A 19283-nucleotide genomic window follows, 5' to 3' on the forward strand; every position below is an offset into this window, starting at 1 on the left:
AGTTGATGCCGTCGATATGCTCATCTCGTCTTTTTAGGAGAGACAACACTCCATGCACAAATGACCGATGACAAAGGAGCGTGTGTACTTACAAATGGCAATGAACCGATGACACTTGCTCCAAATGAACCGCACGAATATCGCAATTTGACCTTTGTCTTTACGAATGCCGCTGTTCAAAAGCAATTATATTATATTGGTCAACGAAAATCTGTCACAATTGCCACCGGATCAGCTGAACAGGCAGATGTGATCTTCCATGGTGAAGAAACGGGAGAGATTGGCACACTCTTTCACAAGTTAAGTGGTGAATGGGCGTTTCAACCGAAGAAAGATGCACGTGTTTCTTCCTATATAAATGGCAAACAAATTGACAAGCAAACGGTCATGCAAGACGGGGATGTTTTGTCTGTTGGTTTTCATTCCTTCGTCATTGAAGAGGGAGACCTTCTCAATATTGAAGCGCGGACTTCATATGAAACAAACTTGTCCACCGTTGCCAAACCAACATCACCAACGAAAAAGCATTACCCGGTATATCGCCGGACACCTAGGATGGTGTATGAAGAGCCGGAAGAACAAGTGAAGTTCTCTTTCCCAACACAAGAAATTGAAGACAACAGGCCGTCATTGTGGATTACGATTGCGCCACCAGCGGTGATGCTTTTAGTCATGATCTTAGTCATGACACTCGTTCCGCGCGGGATTTTTATTATCATTTCAATCACGATGTTCACGACGACAATCATTGTTTCGATTGTGCGCCACTTCAACGGAAAGAAACAACATAAAAAACAAGTCGAGAAACGCGAACGGGTATACAAACGCTATATGGATGAAAAGCGTGATGAACTGCACGAGATGACGAAAAAACAATCCCATGCGCTACATTACCATTTTCCTGATTTTGAGGAAATCAAACATATGACGCACCATTTGAACCGCCGTATTTGGGAGAAGACGAGCGCTGATGACGACTTCTTACATGTGAGGGTTGGGCGGTCTGATATTCCAATCAGCTTTAAACTGTCCGAACCAGGCGGCGATTTATCGAATCGTGATCGCGATGACCTTCTGGAACGAGCCGATCAGCTCTATAAAGCCTATTCACATGTGAAAAATGCACCACTACGCTTAAACTTATCTCGTGGTGCGACCGGATACATTGGCTATCCACATATTGTGCAACGGGAAGTCGCACAAATTGTTGGACAGCTCGCGTTTGCGCATAGCTATCACGACTTACGGTTTGTGGCAGTGTTGGACGAAGAAGAATACGACACGTGGGCATGGATGCGCTGGCTCCCACATTTTCAGTTGCCAGGCAAACATGCACGAGGATTTATTTACAATGAAGTAACACGGGATCAATTGTTAAACTCACTCTATGAAATGCTTCGGGAGCGCGACCTCCAACAAGAGGACACCGGAAATTTTAGTTCAAACAGATTGAAGCAATTTTCACCGCATATTATTTTCCTTGTCGCAAACCGTTCATTAATTGGGGAGCACGCGATCATGGAGTATTTGGAAGGACCAGATAAACACCTAAGTTTCTCTGTCCTCTTCTTGACCGAAGAAGCGGAAAACTTGTCGGAGCACGTGCATACGATTGTGCAAGCAGTCAATGACAATGAAGGAGAGATCGTTTTACAAGAGAAAAAGGCAAAGCACCAACCTTTTCACTTTGACGTGCAAACGCCTGAAACCAATACCACCTTTGCGCGCACACTCTTTGCGCTAGATCATAAGCTGGGCATGATGCGCTCGATCCCAGACATGGTGTCGTTTATGCAAATGTTTGACGTAGATAAAGTGGAAGACTTGCAAATTGGTCACCGCTGGAAAAACAACAACAGTTCAGAGTCGATGTCGGTGCCGATCGGCTACAAGACGAAAGATGACCTTTTAGAGTTGAATATCCACGAGAAAGCGCATGGTCCACACGGATTGCTTGCAGGTACAACGGGTTCCGGTAAGTCTGAATTCCTACAAACGTACATCTTATCGTTAGCGGTCAATTATCATCCCCATGAAGTGGCATTTTTACTCATCGACTATAAAGGTGGCGGGATGGCGCAACCATTTAAAAACATCCCTCACTTATTAGGTGTCATCACCAATATCAATGAAAGCCAAAACTTCACGCTTCGTGCGCTTATGTCGATTAAGAGTGAGCTAAAAAAGCGCCAGCGGTTGTTTGATCAACATACCGTCAGCCACATTAACGATTACATGGACTTGTATAACCGGAAAGTTGCTTATGTACCGATGCCGCACCTCTTTATCATTAGTGACGAGTTTGCGGAGTTGAAAGCAGAAGAACCAGACTTTATTAAAGAGCTTGTCTCGACAGCACGGATTGGCCGAAGCCTTGGGGTGCACTTAATCCTTGCGACGCAAAAGCCAAAAGGCGTCGTGGACGGGCAAATTTGGAGTAACTCACGCTTTAAGGTTGCCCTCAAAGTGCAAGACGAAGAAGATTCAAGAGAAATCTTAAAAAATAATGATGCTGCAAGCATCACTGAAACTGGACGTGGCTACCTTCAAATTGGTAATAACGAGCAATACGACCTGTTTCAATCCGCATGGAGCGGTGCACCTTACATGAAAGAAATGCGCGAAGGCGAAGATGACATTGCGATTGTGACGGATTTAGGGTTAAAGATGATTTCTGGCACCCAACCAAAGAAAAAAGCAGAAAAAGGCACAACCGAGATTGAAGCCGTCGTAAAAGAAATTGCCGCAACAACAGAAAAGCTGGATATTACAAAAGCCGATAGCCCGTGGATTGATCCGCTGGAAGACCACATCTTACAGCCGGAATACAAGTTAGAAGATGGGCACATCAGAGTGCCTATTGCCCTTGCAGATGATCCAGAGCGGCAACAACAATATCCGGTCTACTATGAGTGGATGCAAGATACAAATGTGGCCGTATTCGGTTCGGGCGGTTACGGGAAGTCGATGTCAGTCATGACATTAATGTTGTCTCTGGCACAAGTTGTCAGTCCACGTGAATTGCATTACTACATCTTTGACTTTGGCAATGGCTCACTTTTACCTTTCATGCAGTTAGCGCACACGGGCGACTATACGAAAATGGATGACGACCAAAAAATTGCGAAGATGATGGACTTCATCGAAGAAGAGATTGACCGTCGCCGTGACTTGTTCTTTAAAAATGAAATGAGTAACATCCGCATGTATAACGAGATGGCGGAGGAGCCTTTACCAGCGATTTATGTTGTACTTGATAACTATGACCTTGTCAAAGAAGAATTTGAACCACTCGACGCGCGTTTTGTCCAAATTGCACGTGATGGCCAAGCGCACGGTGTGTTCCTCATCTTTACGGCGACACAAGTGTCTGGTGTCGTGAAATCTTCCCTACGAAACAACATGCCGATGAAGATTGTGCACTACATGGTTAATGAAAGCGATATGCAAACGATACTCGATCAAACAAAGTTTGAAATCGAACCAGTTCCAGGACGGGTGATGATCAAACGAAAAGCAACCGAATTTGCGCAAATGTACTTGCCGATAGAAGGCAAGACAGAGACGGAACTTTGGGCAGCGGTGAAAGCCAAAGTGGCGGCTATCAATAAGCAGTACAAAAAAGAAGACCGCCCACAAGGCATGGCGATGTTGCCAGCAGAATTGACGCTCGAAGACTTCCGTACCACGTGGGCGAAGTTACAAGATGGGCAAATCCCGGTAGGACTAGACGAGATCACGGTCAAGCCAATTTATACACATGAATATTGTATGGTTGTCGGAAGTCCAGGCACTGGAAAGACGAACACACTCAAAGTGCTATTATCATATGCGCAAGAGATGGAAGAACTCGAAGAAATTGTGCTATGCGACAATCCACAGTTCACGCTGAAGAAATTTATCACACACGACAATGTGCGTTTGATCGCAACAGAAGAAGAGACACTGGCATGGTTAGAGGATTTCTTTGCGGAATTCAAAGCGCGCGAACAACTGTATAAAGAAGCGCTTAGCAATGGAGGCGCATTGCCAACGTTTAAACCGATCCTAGTTGTGATTGACGACCTACCGAAGATGTCGCGAAACATCACGGGCGATTTGGATAAACATAGTAACTCTGAAACAGCGAATGCGCTTGCCGAGATAGTCAAGTCCGGCAGACATTTAGGATTGAGGTTGCTTGTGGCAGGGACCTCGGGAGAATTTGCGGCAGGCAACGAGTTTACATCTGAATTAAAAATGACACGGCACGGCGTTGTGTTAGTCAACCCAACGGATCAAACGGTATTCAAAGGACTAAAAAATGACCGCGAAGCGCTGAAACCAGGTATGGGCTACTACGTAAATGGTACAGAGCGCACAAGAATGAAAATTCCAGAGCACGTATAAAAAGCTGTCTCCCGTCTAGTCAGGTAGACGGGAGAACATCCCAAAGGGGGCGAGGATCATGTATTCAGGACGAATCAGAATGAGAGAACGAGAAGTCCAACAGTTTAAAGACCAAAAAGAAATACTTGAAGGTCGAAAAGAACGACTAGAGAAAGCAAGAACACAACTGTCAAGCAGTGAAGGGACGCTCGACGGACAGGCGCCTTTAATCAAAGACCCAGCAATCAACTCTGCCCAGTGGAAAGGGAGAAAGGCAGACAAACACGAAGAATACCGGGAATCAATGAAAGAAGGACAATCAAAAGGAAGACAGCGTATTGCGGATTTAAGAGAACTGATTCAAGACGCGATCGCTAATGCCGATTCTGGGATTCGATATTGCTCGGCTCAGGCAGGATGGAGAGAGCGAGAATTGAAGACGCTAAACCGCCAGCAACGCCGGTTTGAAGCGGCAAAGACGAGTGAGTCAAGTTGATTTCATGGTTGAATCTTTCTGCCATTATGTACATAATGAATACATAGGTGCAGGAGATGAAGAGAGGTGGAGTGTACATTGTTTTGGAAAACATGGTGGAAAACAATCGTCTTGATTGTAGGAATCATTGTATTAGCAGTGGGAGGGATTGTATTGGCAAATAACATGAGCAAGACAGGAGATATTGCATTGGACGATGAGTTCACAAGCAAATTTATTGATCGTGATGTGAAGGTGGATGACGGGTTTCATTTCTTTGAATCGGAGAATGGGCATTATACGATGTGGTTTCCAGAGGGGTATTATTTATCTGATGATGCTCAAATGTACGCCAGCAAAGACTATCATGAGATTCTTAGTATGTATGAGAAGGAAGAACTAGAGAATGTATTCTCTGGCACAATCTATACAACTTATAGTGGTGGAGAAGAAATCACTCAAGGTAGGATTGATTTGGATTTGCGAATTTTATTGGAAGATGCCAGTTATAACGGTGAATATGAGAAGATTGAAACCGATGATACCATTATTTATTACGGTTCTTCTCATCATACGTTGGAAGACAAAAAGGGTGTTTTATCTGATCCAAAAGAGAGTTATGCCAATACGTATTTTGCGCTGATCCAAAATAAAGAGGGAAATAAAACTCTGACTGTTGATTATAGGTTGTTTTGTCCAAACGAAGACGAATCAGCATGTGGTAACAACGGCGAGGAAGAAGCAAGCTTTTTTGATACATTTATTCGTAACATCAAATTTCGCTAACAGGGGGAAAGTGATATGGCACTTCCAGAATCATTCCGCAACGCGCTTGTACAGAAACAGTACGGTGACATTGATGAAAAAACAATTGAAAAGTTGTTGAAGGAGCACAACATAGAGGGTGTGAATCCCAAGGACATCAAGGTTTACACGAGTGATGGTAAAAACATTGACGAGAAAATTGGTGATAAGTCTGGATTTGATGGTGCCGCTGTACACATCTACAACAAGGAATCGGGACGAAATGAGGTTTATTACGTTGCTCGTGGAACGCAGCTAGATAGTTGGCAAGATGTTACTTATGATGGTTTGGGTGTCACTGCTGGTGAAGATGATGCGCAAATTAAAGATGCCGTGCGTTTTTATAAAGAAGTGGAGGAGAAAATTGCAACAGTTGTTTCTCCTGAAGACGCAGATAGCATTAGACGTTATGGGGATGGACATTCACTAGGAGGCCATGTTATTGCGACGTTGGCATTGCTGGAAAAGAGCTTTACAGATGTTCGTGGTTTAAATGCAGCGCCAGTTCATTTGAAACAACTAGCAAGATTGGATAGAGACTTTGAGAATCATATTAAACGCATGACTGGCGTGAAAAACCCTAGCTCCCTATCCGAGCAAGAACTCACCGAACTAGCAAAGAGCTATTACCAAAAAGAAATCAGTAACATTAAGCATCTTCGCGTCAAAGGTGAACCTTTGTACGCACAAACGATCCCGTTCACGCAGTATTTTGGGAGGATCACAATGCTTGGTGACTATGGGGGTGTCTCTGAGTTTCCAAACTTGCTGGAAACATACGCGACTGGCAAATATGGTATAGATAAATACCTTTATCACCAAGTATTGGAAGCGGTTTTTGCTTGGCTTGAGAGAACTGGGCGTAATAGCTCCACTGATGAGATTGCTAATGCTATCGAGAATTTGACGATTTTTGATCTAATTGGACTCGGAGTCAGCAATATGCAATATATACCCGCCTTGGCGTTATTGCTAGAAGACCCACATATCAAGCAAACAATTCGTGAAGTGTATGCTTATATGGATCAAATGGACTTACACGACATGAAAGTGGTCATTGCGGAATTTTACGTAGCCGAAGCCATGTCATACATGACACCTGATCGCGTAGGTGAATCCTTTTCATTTATCGAGTCCGTGATGCGAACAGACCGTACAGGATTGTTTTATTCTCTATTAAGAGGTGCCCTCTCGGCGAGTGGTGCCGGCAAACGAGTGCTATTAGCAGTAGATACATTGAATGGCTTCCAACAGTATCAATTTGCAGCGGAAGATTTTCTTGGTCTAGTTCAAACAGATCACGGCGCGGAGATTACTGTTACTAAGATGAACATGACGAGCCAGATGTTAGCGATCAAAGAAGAGTTTGAAGATGCAGTAAAAATGTGGATGGAAAAGATCATCGAAGAGGTAGAGAAGCAGAAGAAAATCGTGCAGGAGTATTGGGATCAGGACGAGGAAATGGCAAGCAGCATTAGCGCGATGGGGTAGAAAGGGGAGAAATGTAACATGAAGGTATTGGATTTTGGGGAAGTACATAGCTTCCTTGAAGCTGAAATCAAACGACACGGGGCGATTTTAGAAGCTGCTGCCCGTCTTGAAACCATGGCGGAAAATCTGAAAAACTTTGAGGGTTTGTGGGAAGGCAAAGGAGCGAGTGCTTTAACTGAACGTTATAACGATATTCACCTCCCTGCCATCCAAAAACAAAAAGCATTCAGCGAGATATATGTGTCGGCATTAAGCAAGGTCGCAACGTACCTTGAGCGCATGGACGATAAGACCGCACTTTGGCGTGATTCTTTTTTTACAGACGATATTCCTGATGGTCTGAATACGCTCGAAGATGCGACAGAAGAGCTTGTAGAAGAAGTGAAGGGGATTGCGAATTCTATAAGTGATTTGATTGATGCGAAGTCGTATCACATGAATGAACTGCTTGAAGCAACAGCCAGTGCGCGTCGTCAGGTTGATAATTTGTCGGAGCAGTTATTGTTTTGCGATGGTACGAACCGGACGACGGTACGCGGCACGCGCGACCAGTTATCCGAGTTTGTATCAGCAATAGGGAAGCTGGCGTAGTGTTTAGCCATTATCTAATGGGGCGTGCAGGATGAGAGGAGAGTGAGAAATGAATGGACAGGAAAGAAAATCAGTTGTGGAGAATCGATTGCGCATCAACTGAGGTAAAACAACTACTTGAAGATGGTTACATTCCTCATGACGTTTATGTGCGTGTGGAAGACGCTTTTGGAAAGAAAAAGTCTGTCATTAAAGATGAGATGCTGAAAAATGTTTCAAATGAACAAGTAACGGAAAAGGAAGTAGAGAAAAATAGAGAGAATCAAACGATTGCGCGGACACAAAATTCAATGCATCAAGCCCCGAAGGCACAGGGACAACGTACTGCTTCTGACACACCTTCTACGCCTATTCACAACCCTGTCCTGATCAAAGAAAAAAGATCCTCTGAAGAAGAACGTGAGCGTCGTTTAACGTATATTTTGTCTTCAGGTGTCGCTTTGATTTTGCTTGGTGGAATTTTGTTAGCATTGACGAACTGGCTATTCTTTTCTGAAGTGGTTAAAGTTTTACTAGTGAGTGGCGTTGCTGTATTGTTCGCGGGAATGGGTTATGTGGCTCATAAGTTAAAAATTAGGCAGACAGCCCTTGCTTTTTTACTTTTATTTGCTTTCTTTACACCAATTGTATTTTTCTCGATTAGCTTTTATGGCATTTTAGGCACCTATTTATCTATGGAAGGGGAGGGAAGTGCCTTATTCGCGGCGGTCGCTGCTTTTGGTTGTTGTTTGCTTTACACGGGGTTGTACAAGTTCCAATCACACCGAGCATTTCAAATTGCGGGACTAGTGGCTGTGGGCGTAAGTGTTTTTTCCTTTGTTGCCTTTTTAACTGCTTCGATTGAGATGTATGTGCTGACGATTGCGCTCATTGCATGTGTACAGCTGTTATGTTGGAAGAAAGTCTATCAGGCAGTGTCGTTAGGCGATTATCGGCGCTTGTTTCCTAGCTTTGTATTAGGACAAATATTACTGTTAATCATGATTCAACTTACATTCGGTAGTTGGACGTCGTTTGTACTTGTCAATTATGCACTACTTGGAGGACTTCTTTATTGGTGCGCAAGACTGCACCATCCATTTCGAGTGCTTGCCACCCCAGGTGTATTGTTGTTTGGATTTGGTATAACCGGGGCGCTTTTCACATTTCATGGGCAAAATCCTTTTCTTGCTTTGACCTTACTTATCTTACCAGTATTACTTTTCATCGTTTATGAATGGGAACGGAAGCAAAGAGAAGATAAAGACTTGATTGGCATTTTGCGTGTGCTCTTTTTCGTGACGGTCGGTTTGACTCATGTATACGGGCAGTGGATGGTGCTCGCTGATTCGGGGAACAGTCTATATATCGTCACGTTAGTTAGCTTAAGTGGTTTACTCGTATCCCATGGTTGGGCTGATAAAAAGAGAGAGGTCCTCTTTGCTGCCTTTTTTATTTCAGCTTATACCGTTTGGTTTGTGCTTAATGATATGATTTCAGATTTATTGACTCAAACAGGTTTAACTGTAGGATTGCTTTCTTTTATTTATGCAGTGGGGTTGTTTGTCAAAACACTAGACCAAAAAGCCATTAGACGTCCGCTGAGGTTAGCGGCAATTCTAGGGATTGGCTTTGTGTTAGGCCAACTGTTGTTTGTAGAAGAGTTTGGGTTAATGACGGGTGTGCTGCTGTTTATGTGTATGGCCAGTATGTTTTTCGTACGTTATGAGGAAATAAAGTATACGTATGTTGCGGGTATGATCAGTGTGCTAACATTGATCGTGGCAGTATTCGCTTTTTATCCAGTTGCCTGGGGAGTAGATCTAAGCGCGTTTGTTTCATTGGTGTCTATGAACCATTTCTATTTTGCTGCTCTTTTAGTAACGGCAATGGTCTTTTTGTACCGGCGTATTTATGGGAAACAAGTCGCAAATGTGGCATTTGCCTTAGCTGGTTTCTTGTATGGCATCTCGTTCATCATATTGCTGAACCTATGGCAAAGCTCTTTCTTTTTTACCAACGCACCATTGTGGGTGACTGTATATATGCTTGGTGGCGTCGCATATTTTCTGTTTGCTGTTTTTTACGTCTTTAAAGAAGAGAAAAAGTATTGGTGGGGTGTCGCGCTTTTTAGCACGCTTGTCTATTTTAGTTTACTCAATTATCCGTTCTCATCGAGCGGTGCTGCTTTTTGGACGATCATTTTACTTTCGGGTTGTCTTTTCGTCTGGTTCGGTCGTAGCCTGAAGCAAAAATTCTCTTATGGGGGAGAGAGCTTTTATAACACGGGACAACTATTACTTGTTGCCACTTCTGTTGTCTATCTGTTTGAAAGTTGGATGGGAGATGTGTCCATTCATGGCTTACTAATTCCGATGGCTTGTTTGCTCGTGGAAGTGACTGTCTGTCGTCGGGGAAACGAATGGCGCTTTCCACAGGCGGTGATGATTGCATGTCTTCTTTTCGTGCACAATGCGTCGTGGTTCTTCGAGTTAAATAGCGTGACCGTGGCAGACAGCTTTGTGTTAACAGGTACTCTAATGATATTAGCAGTTTTGCGGGGATCCTCTGTTTTTAAAAAGTATGGCTACTTATTAGGAATTATCGTGTTAAACGCCTATGCTCCTGCGTTGTTTTTGTTTGAGTCAAATATGTACGGATACGGGAAAATTGCGGTGGTGTTACTGATTGCGGCAGGAACGCTTTATGCGTTAGAGGAGAAGTTGAAGCGAGGGGAATATGTTTTTGTGCCGCTGTTACTTGCTGGGCTTGTTGTTCTGTTCAGTTCGCTTTCTCCTATCTCTTTAGCTACACTTCTATTTGGCCTTGCGATCATAAGTCTTTGTGCGAGTGTCTATTATGTAGGCTGGTCCGCAAGGGTACAAGGGAAAATTAATACGTATCAAATTGCCAATACGATATTGATGGTGATGGCAAATTTGCATTTGCGATGGGCAGAGTTGTCTTCAATCGGCTATGAATTGGTTTTGTCGAGTGCAATGTTCTTTTATTTTGTACTATTACTTGTGAGGGAAACAGACGTCACAAGCCGTTATGTGAAAGCCTCAGCCGTGTTGGCAGGATTTTACTACCCTTATGCCCTTGTCTTGACGCTTATTGGCTTGGCAGATGAACTGCTTGCTTTTGCTTATATTGTACCATTTACATTGCTAGTGAGTGTGTTATTGTATCATGTTGCACGTGATGAAACTTGGCGCTCGCGTGTAGAAAGTTGCGTTGTCATTGTCAGCTTTATTGTGATGAGTTTTTGGGCACTTGGAACAGCGACATTAAATAGTAGTGTGGCTTTGAGTCTTATTGCTGTACTTGCTGTATTAGGCGGCTTCTATCTGAAGTTCACGGCATACTTCATCACCGGTGTGGTGGTCTTACTAGTGAATACCATTTATGCGACCCGAACTTTTTGGACATCGATCCCTTGGTGGGTGTATCTCATGGTCGTAGGAGCGATCCTTATTGGTTTTGCGACGTATCAAGAATTAAAAAAGCGAGGGGACGCAACGCCGTTAAGGGAGCAAGTGAAGAAGGTGTTTAAACAGATAAAAGCTCGTTTTAGCAACTGGCATTGAGGAGAATGTTTTGCAGATGTCGTTTAACTTCTGGTGTAACATCTGCGAGGGCAAGAGCAACCTTATAGAAAGATTTTAGGGTGGGTCCACGCTAGATGTGAAAGTTTTTTAAATAATGACATTGAGAGGCACACACAAATCATGGAGGGAGGCGTTAAAGTTGAAATCGATCGCTCATATTCGAAAAAGTGACGATGCAATTCAAACGGTAAAAAGGCACTTGCTTGATGCGAAAGAGTTGGCAGAATCATATGGAGAAAAAGTAGGTCTTAAGCATGTTTGTGGTTTAGCGGGCTTGTTGCATGATGTAGGAAAGTACACGGAGGGATTTCGCAATTATATATGGAAGTCGGTGTATGAACCAGAAAATGCACCGAAGAGGGGATCGGTCGATCATTCTACTGCGGGAGGGAAATTGTTATACGAGATGTTTCATCAAGACGCTAGAGAGCCTATGCGTAACATATTAGCGGAAGTGGTTGGAAATGCGATTATTTCTCATCACTCGTATTTGAGAGATTTTATTAATGAAGATAGATGTTCTGATTATTTAGATCGTGTAAAGAAAGAAGTTAAGGAGTTTGATTTTACAAAAGAATGTTTCTTTCAATATGTGATGTCAGAGGACGACTTTTCTGAATATGTAAATCAAGCAGCGATGGAAATTGAAGCCTTTTTAAAGCGAGGTCCGAGCCCGAGTAGGCTATTGTTTATGAGTAAATATGTCTTCAGTGCAATTATTGATGCTGATCGTACAAACACAAGACAGTTTGAGGAAAATACAATTGAAGAGCCAATCGATCACCACTCATTGTTTCAAAAGTACTATGAGAAATTGATGGAAAAAAACGCGAAGTTTAAACGACATAAGCGTGCGGGGCATCCCATTAACCAACTGCGGGCGCAAATGTCGGAGCAATGTGAAGCGTTTGCGGCGAGGCCGTCAGGAATTTACACATTATCCATCCCTACGGGTGGCGGGAAGACACTTGCGAGCTTACGTTATGCTTTGAAACATGCGTTACTGCACAATAAACAGCGGATCATATATGTGGTGCCTTTTACAACGATTATTGAACAAAATGCGGCGGAAGTGCGTCAAATTTTGCAAGATGAGATGCACATTCTGGAACATCATTCAAATGTGGTGACAGACGATCAAAAGGATGATGAAGGAATTGAAGATGAGCGACGTGAAGCAATGTTACATCAGCAGCAAAAGCTAAAGCTCGCACGTGATAACTGGGATAGTCCAATCATTTTTACGACGATGGTGCAGTTTTTAAACGTGTTTTACGCTAAAGGAAACCGAAACACACGGAGACTGCATAATTTAAGCAATGCGGTGATCGTATTTGATGAAGTGCAAAAAGTACCTGTACGTTGTGCCGCTTTATTTAATGAAGCAGTAAACTTTTTGAAAAACGATGCACATTCGAGCATTGTTCTTTGTACGGCGACGCAACCGAAGCTTGAGGTCATCAGACAGCGGTTAGAAATAAACCCTGATGGTGAGATGATCGAGGATGTGGACGAAGTGATTAATCAGTTCAAGCGCGTCCAAATCATTGATTACACGAAGGAACTGATGACAAACGAACGCCTGGCTCATTGGATCGAAACGGATTTCCAAGAGGATGAAAGCACCCTTATCATCTTAAATACGAAAAAAGCTGTGAAAGAACTGTATCAGCGTTTAAAAGGTGGATCTTTGCCTGTGTATCACCTGAGCACTTCCATGTGTCCCGCACATAGGAAGAAATCGTTAAGAAAGATGCGGGAATTGTTAGATGAAGAGGTTCCGTTTATTTGTGTGACAACCCAGCTAATTGAAGCGGGTGTGGATATTAGCTTTGGTAACGTCATTCGTTCTTTAGCAGGGTTAGATTCAATTGCTCAGGCAGCAGGGCGTTGCAATCGCCATGGTGAGTATGATGAACCTCGGCCTGTTTATGTGATTAATCATGTAGAAGAGAACGTGGATTGCTTGAAGGAAATTAAGGCAGGGAAAGACATTGCTCACAAAATGTTTGTGGATCTTCAAGAGGATCCCCAGAAGCATGGTGGGGATGTGTTATCTCGAACGGCGATGAATCGTTACTTTGAAAAATATTATCACCATGAAGAAATAGCGGAAGATCTGGGATATCCTGTGAAACAATTGCGGGTGAGAAAATCTATGATTAGCTTATTGATGGGAACAAGGAAAAAGAACGAGTATGTACGCGCTTATCAACAAGAGAAAGGACGTTCGCTCCCGCTTGTCATTACAGGTAGTTATAAAACCGCAGCCAAGCATTTTAGTGTCATAGATGATGTAACTCAAGCGGTAATTGTCCCTTACGATGAAAAGGGAAAGGATCTGATTGTACGTTTAAATAGCATTGAGAAGGTAGAGGACTTAACGAAATTTTTCCGGGAAGCACAGCACTATATGGTGAATATATACCAGCACAATTTTGATCAGTTGAAAAACGATGATGCGCTTGTTTCTTATTTAGATGGACAAGTGTATGTCTTGGGCGAGCAATGGTACAGCGAAGAGTATGGGGTAGACTTAGATGGTGATGGGGGAATGAAGGATATGATTTGTTAAGGAGAGATGCATGGAAAAAAGCCTATCTTAATGGGGATAGGCTTTTCAAAAGGGATGTATTTACGCGTTTTTCCATGATATTTATTGGAGATATTTGCCTAGATAAAGTTAATTATGTTACCCTATGAAAGAATCAATCAATTTTTGACCATTTTATGCAACCAGAATATGAAAAGGCTTACAATTTAATCTAGGAGGTGATAAAGATGAAAAATACAATTGAATTTAAAGTATACGGAAAGTATGCGCTATTTACAGATCCACTCACAAAGATTGGTGGAGAAAAGATGACATACAGTATCCCCACATATCAAGCGATTAAAGGGATCACGGAAAGTATTTACTGGAAGCCAACAATTCATTTTATCATCGATTCAGTTCGGGTAATGAAACCGATTCAAATGGAATCGAAAGGAATCCGTCCGATTCAGTATAGTGGTGGCAACACGCTAGCAAATTACACATACTTAAAAGATGTGTGTTATCAAGTAAGGGCGCACTTTGAGTTCAATGAGCATCGGCCTGATTTAGAGCACGACTGGAATGAAGGGAAACATTTTAGTATTATGCAGCGGTCGTTAAAAGTTGGGGGTCGCCGCGACATTTTTCTTGGGACACGTGAATGTCAAGCATATGTAGAGCCATGTGTTTTTGGGGAAGGAGAAGGCTTTTATGATAACTATGGTGAGCTACATTTTGGCTCTATGGTGCATGGGATCAATTACCCAGATGAGACGGGTAAAAATGAACTTGCAGTCCGTATATGGAAAAATGCGCGGATGAAAGATGGTATTTTGGTGTTTGCGGAGTTAGAAGACCATGACATGATTGTGCGTCCGATCAAGAAAATGGCTCCAAAACATTTTGATGCAGAAAATGTTCAAACAGCAGAGCAATTATTTGTGCAACTAGGGGGTGAGTAAATGAGTTGGTTGCTTCACTTGTGTGAAACATACGATAGCAACGCGAGCCAGGTTGGGAAATTTGACAGAAGACGAGGTGGTCAGTGGTTTACATTGTTACCTGTTTCTCACACGACACAAAATGTTCAGGTTGAAGTGCTGGTGAGAGAAGATGGTTCGTTTCATTCTGCAAATGCGTGGATTGAAATTATCACCGCACCGCCTGATTGTTCAACCGTATCAATGTCGCACTCCTCGTGAGTGCGTGGATTGAAATGGATTTATCATGATGTTGATTTTGGCTCCATTCGTCGCACTCCTCATGAGTGCGTGGCTGAAAAAGCACTTATTTATCATTGCAGAGGGCAGCGGGTTGATTTCTGTGGGAGAATTTCAGTATGAGAAAATCTACTTGTGCGCGTATGAATCTCTTTGTACTGTACGACACGTGGAGGGTGGTAAGCCCTCCGCTATCACCGAACCATCCCTTCAGTTAGTGAAATATACAAATCAATTGTGTCATGTAGCGGCCGTAATGCACGCTCCCAAAAATCATGTTTACATAAATCTGCTTGTAAATACGTTTGTGCTAGCTGTTCAATCGTCATCTTGCCTGAGTCTTTTAAAAATGCATCGTACGTTGCAGCGAAGGAAGCGCCTGTCTGCTTAGAACGATTGTACAACTCGCTCGAAAGGAAATAACCAATCGTGTAAGGAATGTTATAAAATGCCTTCCGCGTATCGTAAAGGTGTGGCAATGTGACCCATTCGTGCTGATAAACGTCAGTAATGATTCCTTCATAGACAGGCATTTGCACTTCTGAGAGCAAGTGACATAGCTCTTTTGCTGATAGTATTCCTGTCTGACGCTCGTGATAAAGCTGTTGTTCAAACGCAAATAATTGCGGGATCGTTGTGACATATAAAAGATCGGCTTGAATTTTTGTTTCCAGTAAAGCAAGTGTGTCTTGCGTGTTGTTTGTTTGTGCGAGTACAGCATCAAGCACGAGGTTTTCCATGAAAGTTGAAGCGACTTCAGCTGCGCTTGTTCCTTTCTGTTGTGCAAAGATCGGCTCATCGTGTAGTAAGTGGTTGTGGTAAGCATGGCCAAACTCATGTGCCAGTGTCACAACATCGGTATACGTTCCGCGAAAAGGGAGAAAGATGCGACTCTCTTTCGAACGTGGGAGCGAAGCGCAAAAGCCCCAACCACTTTCATCCGTGCCTGTTTCAATCCATCCAGCTGAGAAAGCGTGTGTGGCAAGTTTTCCGGCCCGTTCATTGAACCGGTGGCATTGTGTGATGATCAGTTCAGCTGCCTGCTCATAAGAAAGGCGTGTGTCGCTAGAAAAGTTGGCGATAGATAAGTCGTACCATGCTGGCTCATTTACGCGCGTGAGTGCTATTTTCCTTTTAAAAAATGTTCGTGCCAATGTTTGGTGTTGATCAATGACCCCGCACATGACTTGTAATGCTTGTTCACTGATGCGATTTTGTTGGCATGTTTCTTGTAATAAGTGCCAGCCTCGTTGTTTGTAAAGATTAAGTCGAAAGCCGGCGATACTGTTAAGTTGAAAGGCGAAGGTGTCTGCGTGTGCATCTAATGTTTGTTCAAGTGCTTGTGCAAGTGCTTTTCGTTCTTCCCGTTCACCGATATGTGCAACGTCGTGTAACGTTGCATCAATAGAGCGTACTTTGCCTTCGTGGGGAATTTGACATGCTGCACGAACGATATCGTAGTAATCTTCCCACCGATGAAACCCATCTGTCGATAACGCCTGAATCAAATGTTCTTGTTCAGGGGCGAGCAGCGCGTTTGCAACAGTTCGTTGTTCGTCCAAGTAAAAGCGGATAGGCGCAAGAGCTGGTTTATCTAGAAATCGCAGCCATTCTTTTTCTGGAAGCTGTTTTAATGCTTGGGCAAATGTTGCCTGCAGTGACGAACGTTGTTGCATCACACGTGCGTGTTGTGATAAGAGTTGGGCCATCATATCGCTATCTTCATCTTCAAGCACCTCGCTTAGGCAGGCGAGACTATCTTCTATTTCATCTGTGTCACCGATCACTTCTTGAAGGACATTGAGGATGTTTTGCACGATGGGTTGCCAGTTCGTTGTCGGTAATTGTTGTAGTTGTTCGTGTATGTTTGAGATCGCTTGCGCAATTTCGATCATCCATGAGTGTAAATCAGTTTGCGAATGAATTGTCTGTAAGTTCCAATGCTTTTTCACTGTCATATCCTCCTCGTTGCGTGTGAATGCCAAGAAAAGCCGCACTTCGTAAAAAAGGCGACTTTGTGGAATAGCGTCTATGCGTTTATGTGTTTATGTGTCATTCAGTTATTGTCGAACGAAATATTTTGAAGTTTCGCTTATGGTACGTTATCATAAATAGTGTAGTAGTCTAGGATCTTTAAGGGTGGACAACATACCTCTTATTAGAAGGGGGGTGTTGCGTGTGAGCGTCTTCCAAGCGCTAATGCTAACGATTGCGTCGGGCAGTCTATTAGTAGCGGCTGTTGGTTTAGTCGTGTCAATGATTACTTTGTCACAAAAGAAGTAATCCGCCCTTAAGCTGCAGAGCCTGGCGGATTACTCTCCACTTTGTTGTCCCCTTAAAGGGAGTCCTGCTGCTTATCACCGTGGTGTTGTCGCACCGCGGTGTTTTCATTGTATGCATTACTAGAAACAAGTATACATCTATATGAAGCAAGATGTCAAACATTATGACAAAAAAATGAGAGGATTGTGTAAAGAAAAGTCATAAGTGTAAATATACCTATGATCTCACTAGTAATCCCACCAAAAGCCGCCGCTAGAGCGGCTTTGACCTTTTAGCAAGCTGGTGGTTCAGCGTGACTTAACCATTTTTTGTCTAGTATGAACGGTCCAAATGGAAGAATAGAAGCAATGGTCGCTAATAGTGCCGTCTTAAACGTCCATGTTTTATTAAAGAAAAATGTTGCGACAAAGAGCATGTATGACACAAATAAAATGCCATGCGCCATGCCGACAATCGTCACCATATTAGGCATGTCCGCAAAATATTTTAACGGCATCGCGATAAATAGCAATAATAAAAATGAAATCCCCTCAATATAACTAACCCATTTAAACAAGGTGTCTCTCCCCCTTTTCAACTCTCTGTTTACCTATTAGTATAGCAGGTCTAGACAAAAAGAGGAGATGAGAAAATAAGTGTCGGGAAAATGTCAAGATTGGCAGAAAATGTGCGTGCAATCGTCGTATGCTATAATGGGGACGAGGTGAACATAGATGGTTCAAGGAGAAATGAGGATACAGCTTGACAAAGACGCAGCGAAACAGTTACGTGCAGGGTATCCATTGTTACATAAAGAGTGGTTTACGCATGTGAGTGAACCGCTTGTTGAAGGGGCGTTTTTGCGTTTACTAGATGAGAAAGGACAATTTTTGGCAAGGGGCTACTATGGCACACAAAATGTCGGTTGTGGTTGGGTGCTGACGTATGACGCTAAACAACCATTTGATCGCACTTTTTTTGCGCAAAAGTTACAACAAGCGTTTGAAAAGCGAGCATCATTGTTTGCATCAGAAGAGACGACAGTCTTTCGTGTTTTCCACGGTGAAGGCGATGGTATTGGTGGATTGACAATAGACTATTATGACGGGTTTTATGTTTTGACATGGTATAGCGAAGGCATTTACTCCTTCCGTACGTCGTTACTTAAAGCGCTTGCCGATGTTACGACATATGAAGGTGTGTACGAGAAAAAGCGGTTTGCGCAAGCAGGGCAGTATGTGACAGATGACGATTTTGTTTGTGGCACGCGTGGTGCGTTCCCGTTGCTTGTGAAAGAGAATAGCATCCAATTTGCGGTCTATTTAAATGACGGCCCGATGACGGGCATATTTTTAGACCAACGTGACGTGCGTAAACGGATCCGCGATCATTATGCGGCAGGAAAAACCGTGCTCAATTTGTTTTCTTATACCGGTGCTTTTTCGGTTGCGGCGGCATTGGGCGGGGCAACCGCGACGACAAGTGTCGATGTTGCTAACCGTAGTGTGCCGCGGACGGAGGAACAATTTCGTGTAAACGAATTGCCTTTAGAAGAGGCGCACATGTATGTGATAGATGCTTTCCGCTATTGTGCGTATGCTCGGAAAAAAGGGATGTTGTACGACTTAATTGTGTTGGACCCACCGAGCTTTGCGCGCACGAAAAAGCGGACGTTTCGTGCCGCAAAAGATTACTCAGCATTACTAAGTGAAGCGATGATGGTGACAAAAGTGGGTGGTGTCATTATTGCTTCAACGAACGCAAGCAACGTTTCACTCAAGGCGTTTAAACGATTTGTCACCGAGGCGCAAAAAATGAGCGGTGGCCGTTATGAAGTGTTAGAAACATTCGGCTTGCCAAAAGACTTTCCTGTCTCTAAAGCATATCCACAAGGGCGGTATTTAAAAGTATTGATCATGAAGAAATTGAGTGCGTAAGGAGTTTTT

General features: G+C 43.2%; 12 protein-coding genes and 1 pseudogene. 11 read left to right on the forward strand and 2 right to left on the reverse strand.

Features of this window, described 5'->3' with window-relative positions:
* Positions 1 to 54: 54 nt before the first annotated feature.
* From essC to NSQ26_RS12455, 9 genes and pseudogenes are all read left to right on the forward strand, one after another.
* Positions 55 to 4389 (forward strand): annotated as a pseudogene (gene essC / locus NSQ26_RS12415) (type VII secretion protein EssC); the annotation flags it as partial.
* A 58-nt stretch (positions 4390 to 4447) separates the two neighbouring features.
* Positions 4448 to 4864 (forward strand): YwqH-like family protein, encoded by a 417-nt coding sequence (locus tag NSQ26_RS12420; RefSeq protein ID WP_499718365.1) that lies wholly within the window; start codon positions 4448 to 4450, stop codon positions 4862 to 4864.
* A 78-nt stretch (positions 4865 to 4942) separates the two neighbouring features.
* Entirely contained in the window at positions 4943 to 5629 is a 687-nt protein-coding gene (locus NSQ26_RS12425) for a YvcA-related protein (protein WP_499718366.1), read from the forward strand.
* A gap of 15 nt (positions 5630 to 5644) precedes the next feature.
* Positions 5645 to 7138 carry a DUF6792 domain-containing protein gene (locus tag NSQ26_RS12430; protein WP_499718367.1) on the forward strand — a complete coding sequence of 498 codons (1494 nt, stop codon included), beginning with the start codon at positions 5645 to 5647 and terminating at the stop codon, positions 7136 to 7138.
* An 18-nt stretch (positions 7139 to 7156) separates the two neighbouring features.
* A complete protein-coding gene (locus NSQ26_RS12435) occupies positions 7157 to 7729 on the forward strand; it encodes a T7SS effector LXG polymorphic toxin (protein ID WP_499718368.1) in 573 nt (190 codons plus the stop codon).
* 53 nt (positions 7730 to 7782) lie between these two features.
* Positions 7783 to 11298, forward strand: a complete 3516-nt coding sequence (locus NSQ26_RS12440) for a hypothetical protein (protein WP_499718369.1) — start codon at positions 7783 to 7785, stop codon at positions 11296 to 11298.
* A 160-nt stretch (positions 11299 to 11458) separates the two neighbouring features.
* A complete protein-coding gene (gene cas3 / locus NSQ26_RS12445) occupies positions 11459 to 13894 on the forward strand; it encodes a CRISPR-associated helicase Cas3' (protein ID WP_499718370.1) in 2436 nt (811 codons plus the stop codon).
* 206 nt (positions 13895 to 14100) lie between these two features.
* Positions 14101 to 14817, forward strand: a complete 717-nt coding sequence (cas5c, locus tag NSQ26_RS12450) for a type I-C CRISPR-associated protein Cas5c (RefSeq protein ID WP_499718371.1) — start codon at positions 14101 to 14103, stop codon at positions 14815 to 14817.
* Complete coding sequence (locus tag NSQ26_RS12455) at positions 14818 to 15057, forward strand: hypothetical protein (RefSeq protein ID WP_499718372.1); 240 nt, start codon at positions 14818 to 14820, stop codon at positions 15055 to 15057. It begins immediately after the preceding gene.
* A 212-nt stretch (positions 15058 to 15269) separates the two neighbouring features.
* On the opposite strand, the gene NSQ26_RS12460 is transcribed toward NSQ26_RS12455, so the two are convergent.
* Positions 15270 to 17027, reverse strand: coding sequence for a M3 family metallopeptidase (locus NSQ26_RS12460; RefSeq protein ID WP_499718373.1), 1758 nt, complete (start codon positions 17025 to 17027; stop codon positions 15270 to 15272).
* 226 nt (positions 17028 to 17253) lie between these two features.
* Here NSQ26_RS12460 and NSQ26_RS12465 point away from each other — a divergent pair, with 226 nt between their 5' ends.
* Positions 17254 to 17358, forward strand: a complete 105-nt coding sequence (locus NSQ26_RS12465; protein ID WP_245700992.1) for a putative holin-like toxin — start codon at positions 17254 to 17256, stop codon at positions 17356 to 17358.
* Between the two features lie 271 nt (positions 17359 to 17629).
* Here the strand turns inward: NSQ26_RS12465 and NSQ26_RS12470 are convergent, their stop codons facing one another.
* Entirely contained in the window at positions 17630 to 17914 is a 285-nt protein-coding gene (locus NSQ26_RS12470; RefSeq protein WP_499718374.1) for a DUF3817 domain-containing protein, read from the reverse strand.
* Positions 17915 to 18071: 157 nt separating this feature from the next.
* On the opposite strand from NSQ26_RS12470, the gene NSQ26_RS12475 reads away from it, so the two are divergent.
* On the forward strand, positions 18072 to 19274 hold the full coding sequence (locus NSQ26_RS12475) for a class I SAM-dependent rRNA methyltransferase (RefSeq protein WP_499718375.1): 1203 nt from the start codon (positions 18072 to 18074) through the stop codon (positions 19272 to 19274).
* Positions 19275 to 19283 lie beyond the last annotated feature (9 nt).

Source organism: Bacillus sp. FSL W7-1360, assembly GCF_038592975.1.
In the GTDB taxonomy this organism is placed as follows: domain Bacteria; phylum Bacillota; class Bacilli; order Bacillales; family Bacillaceae_D; genus Shouchella; species Shouchella lonarensis.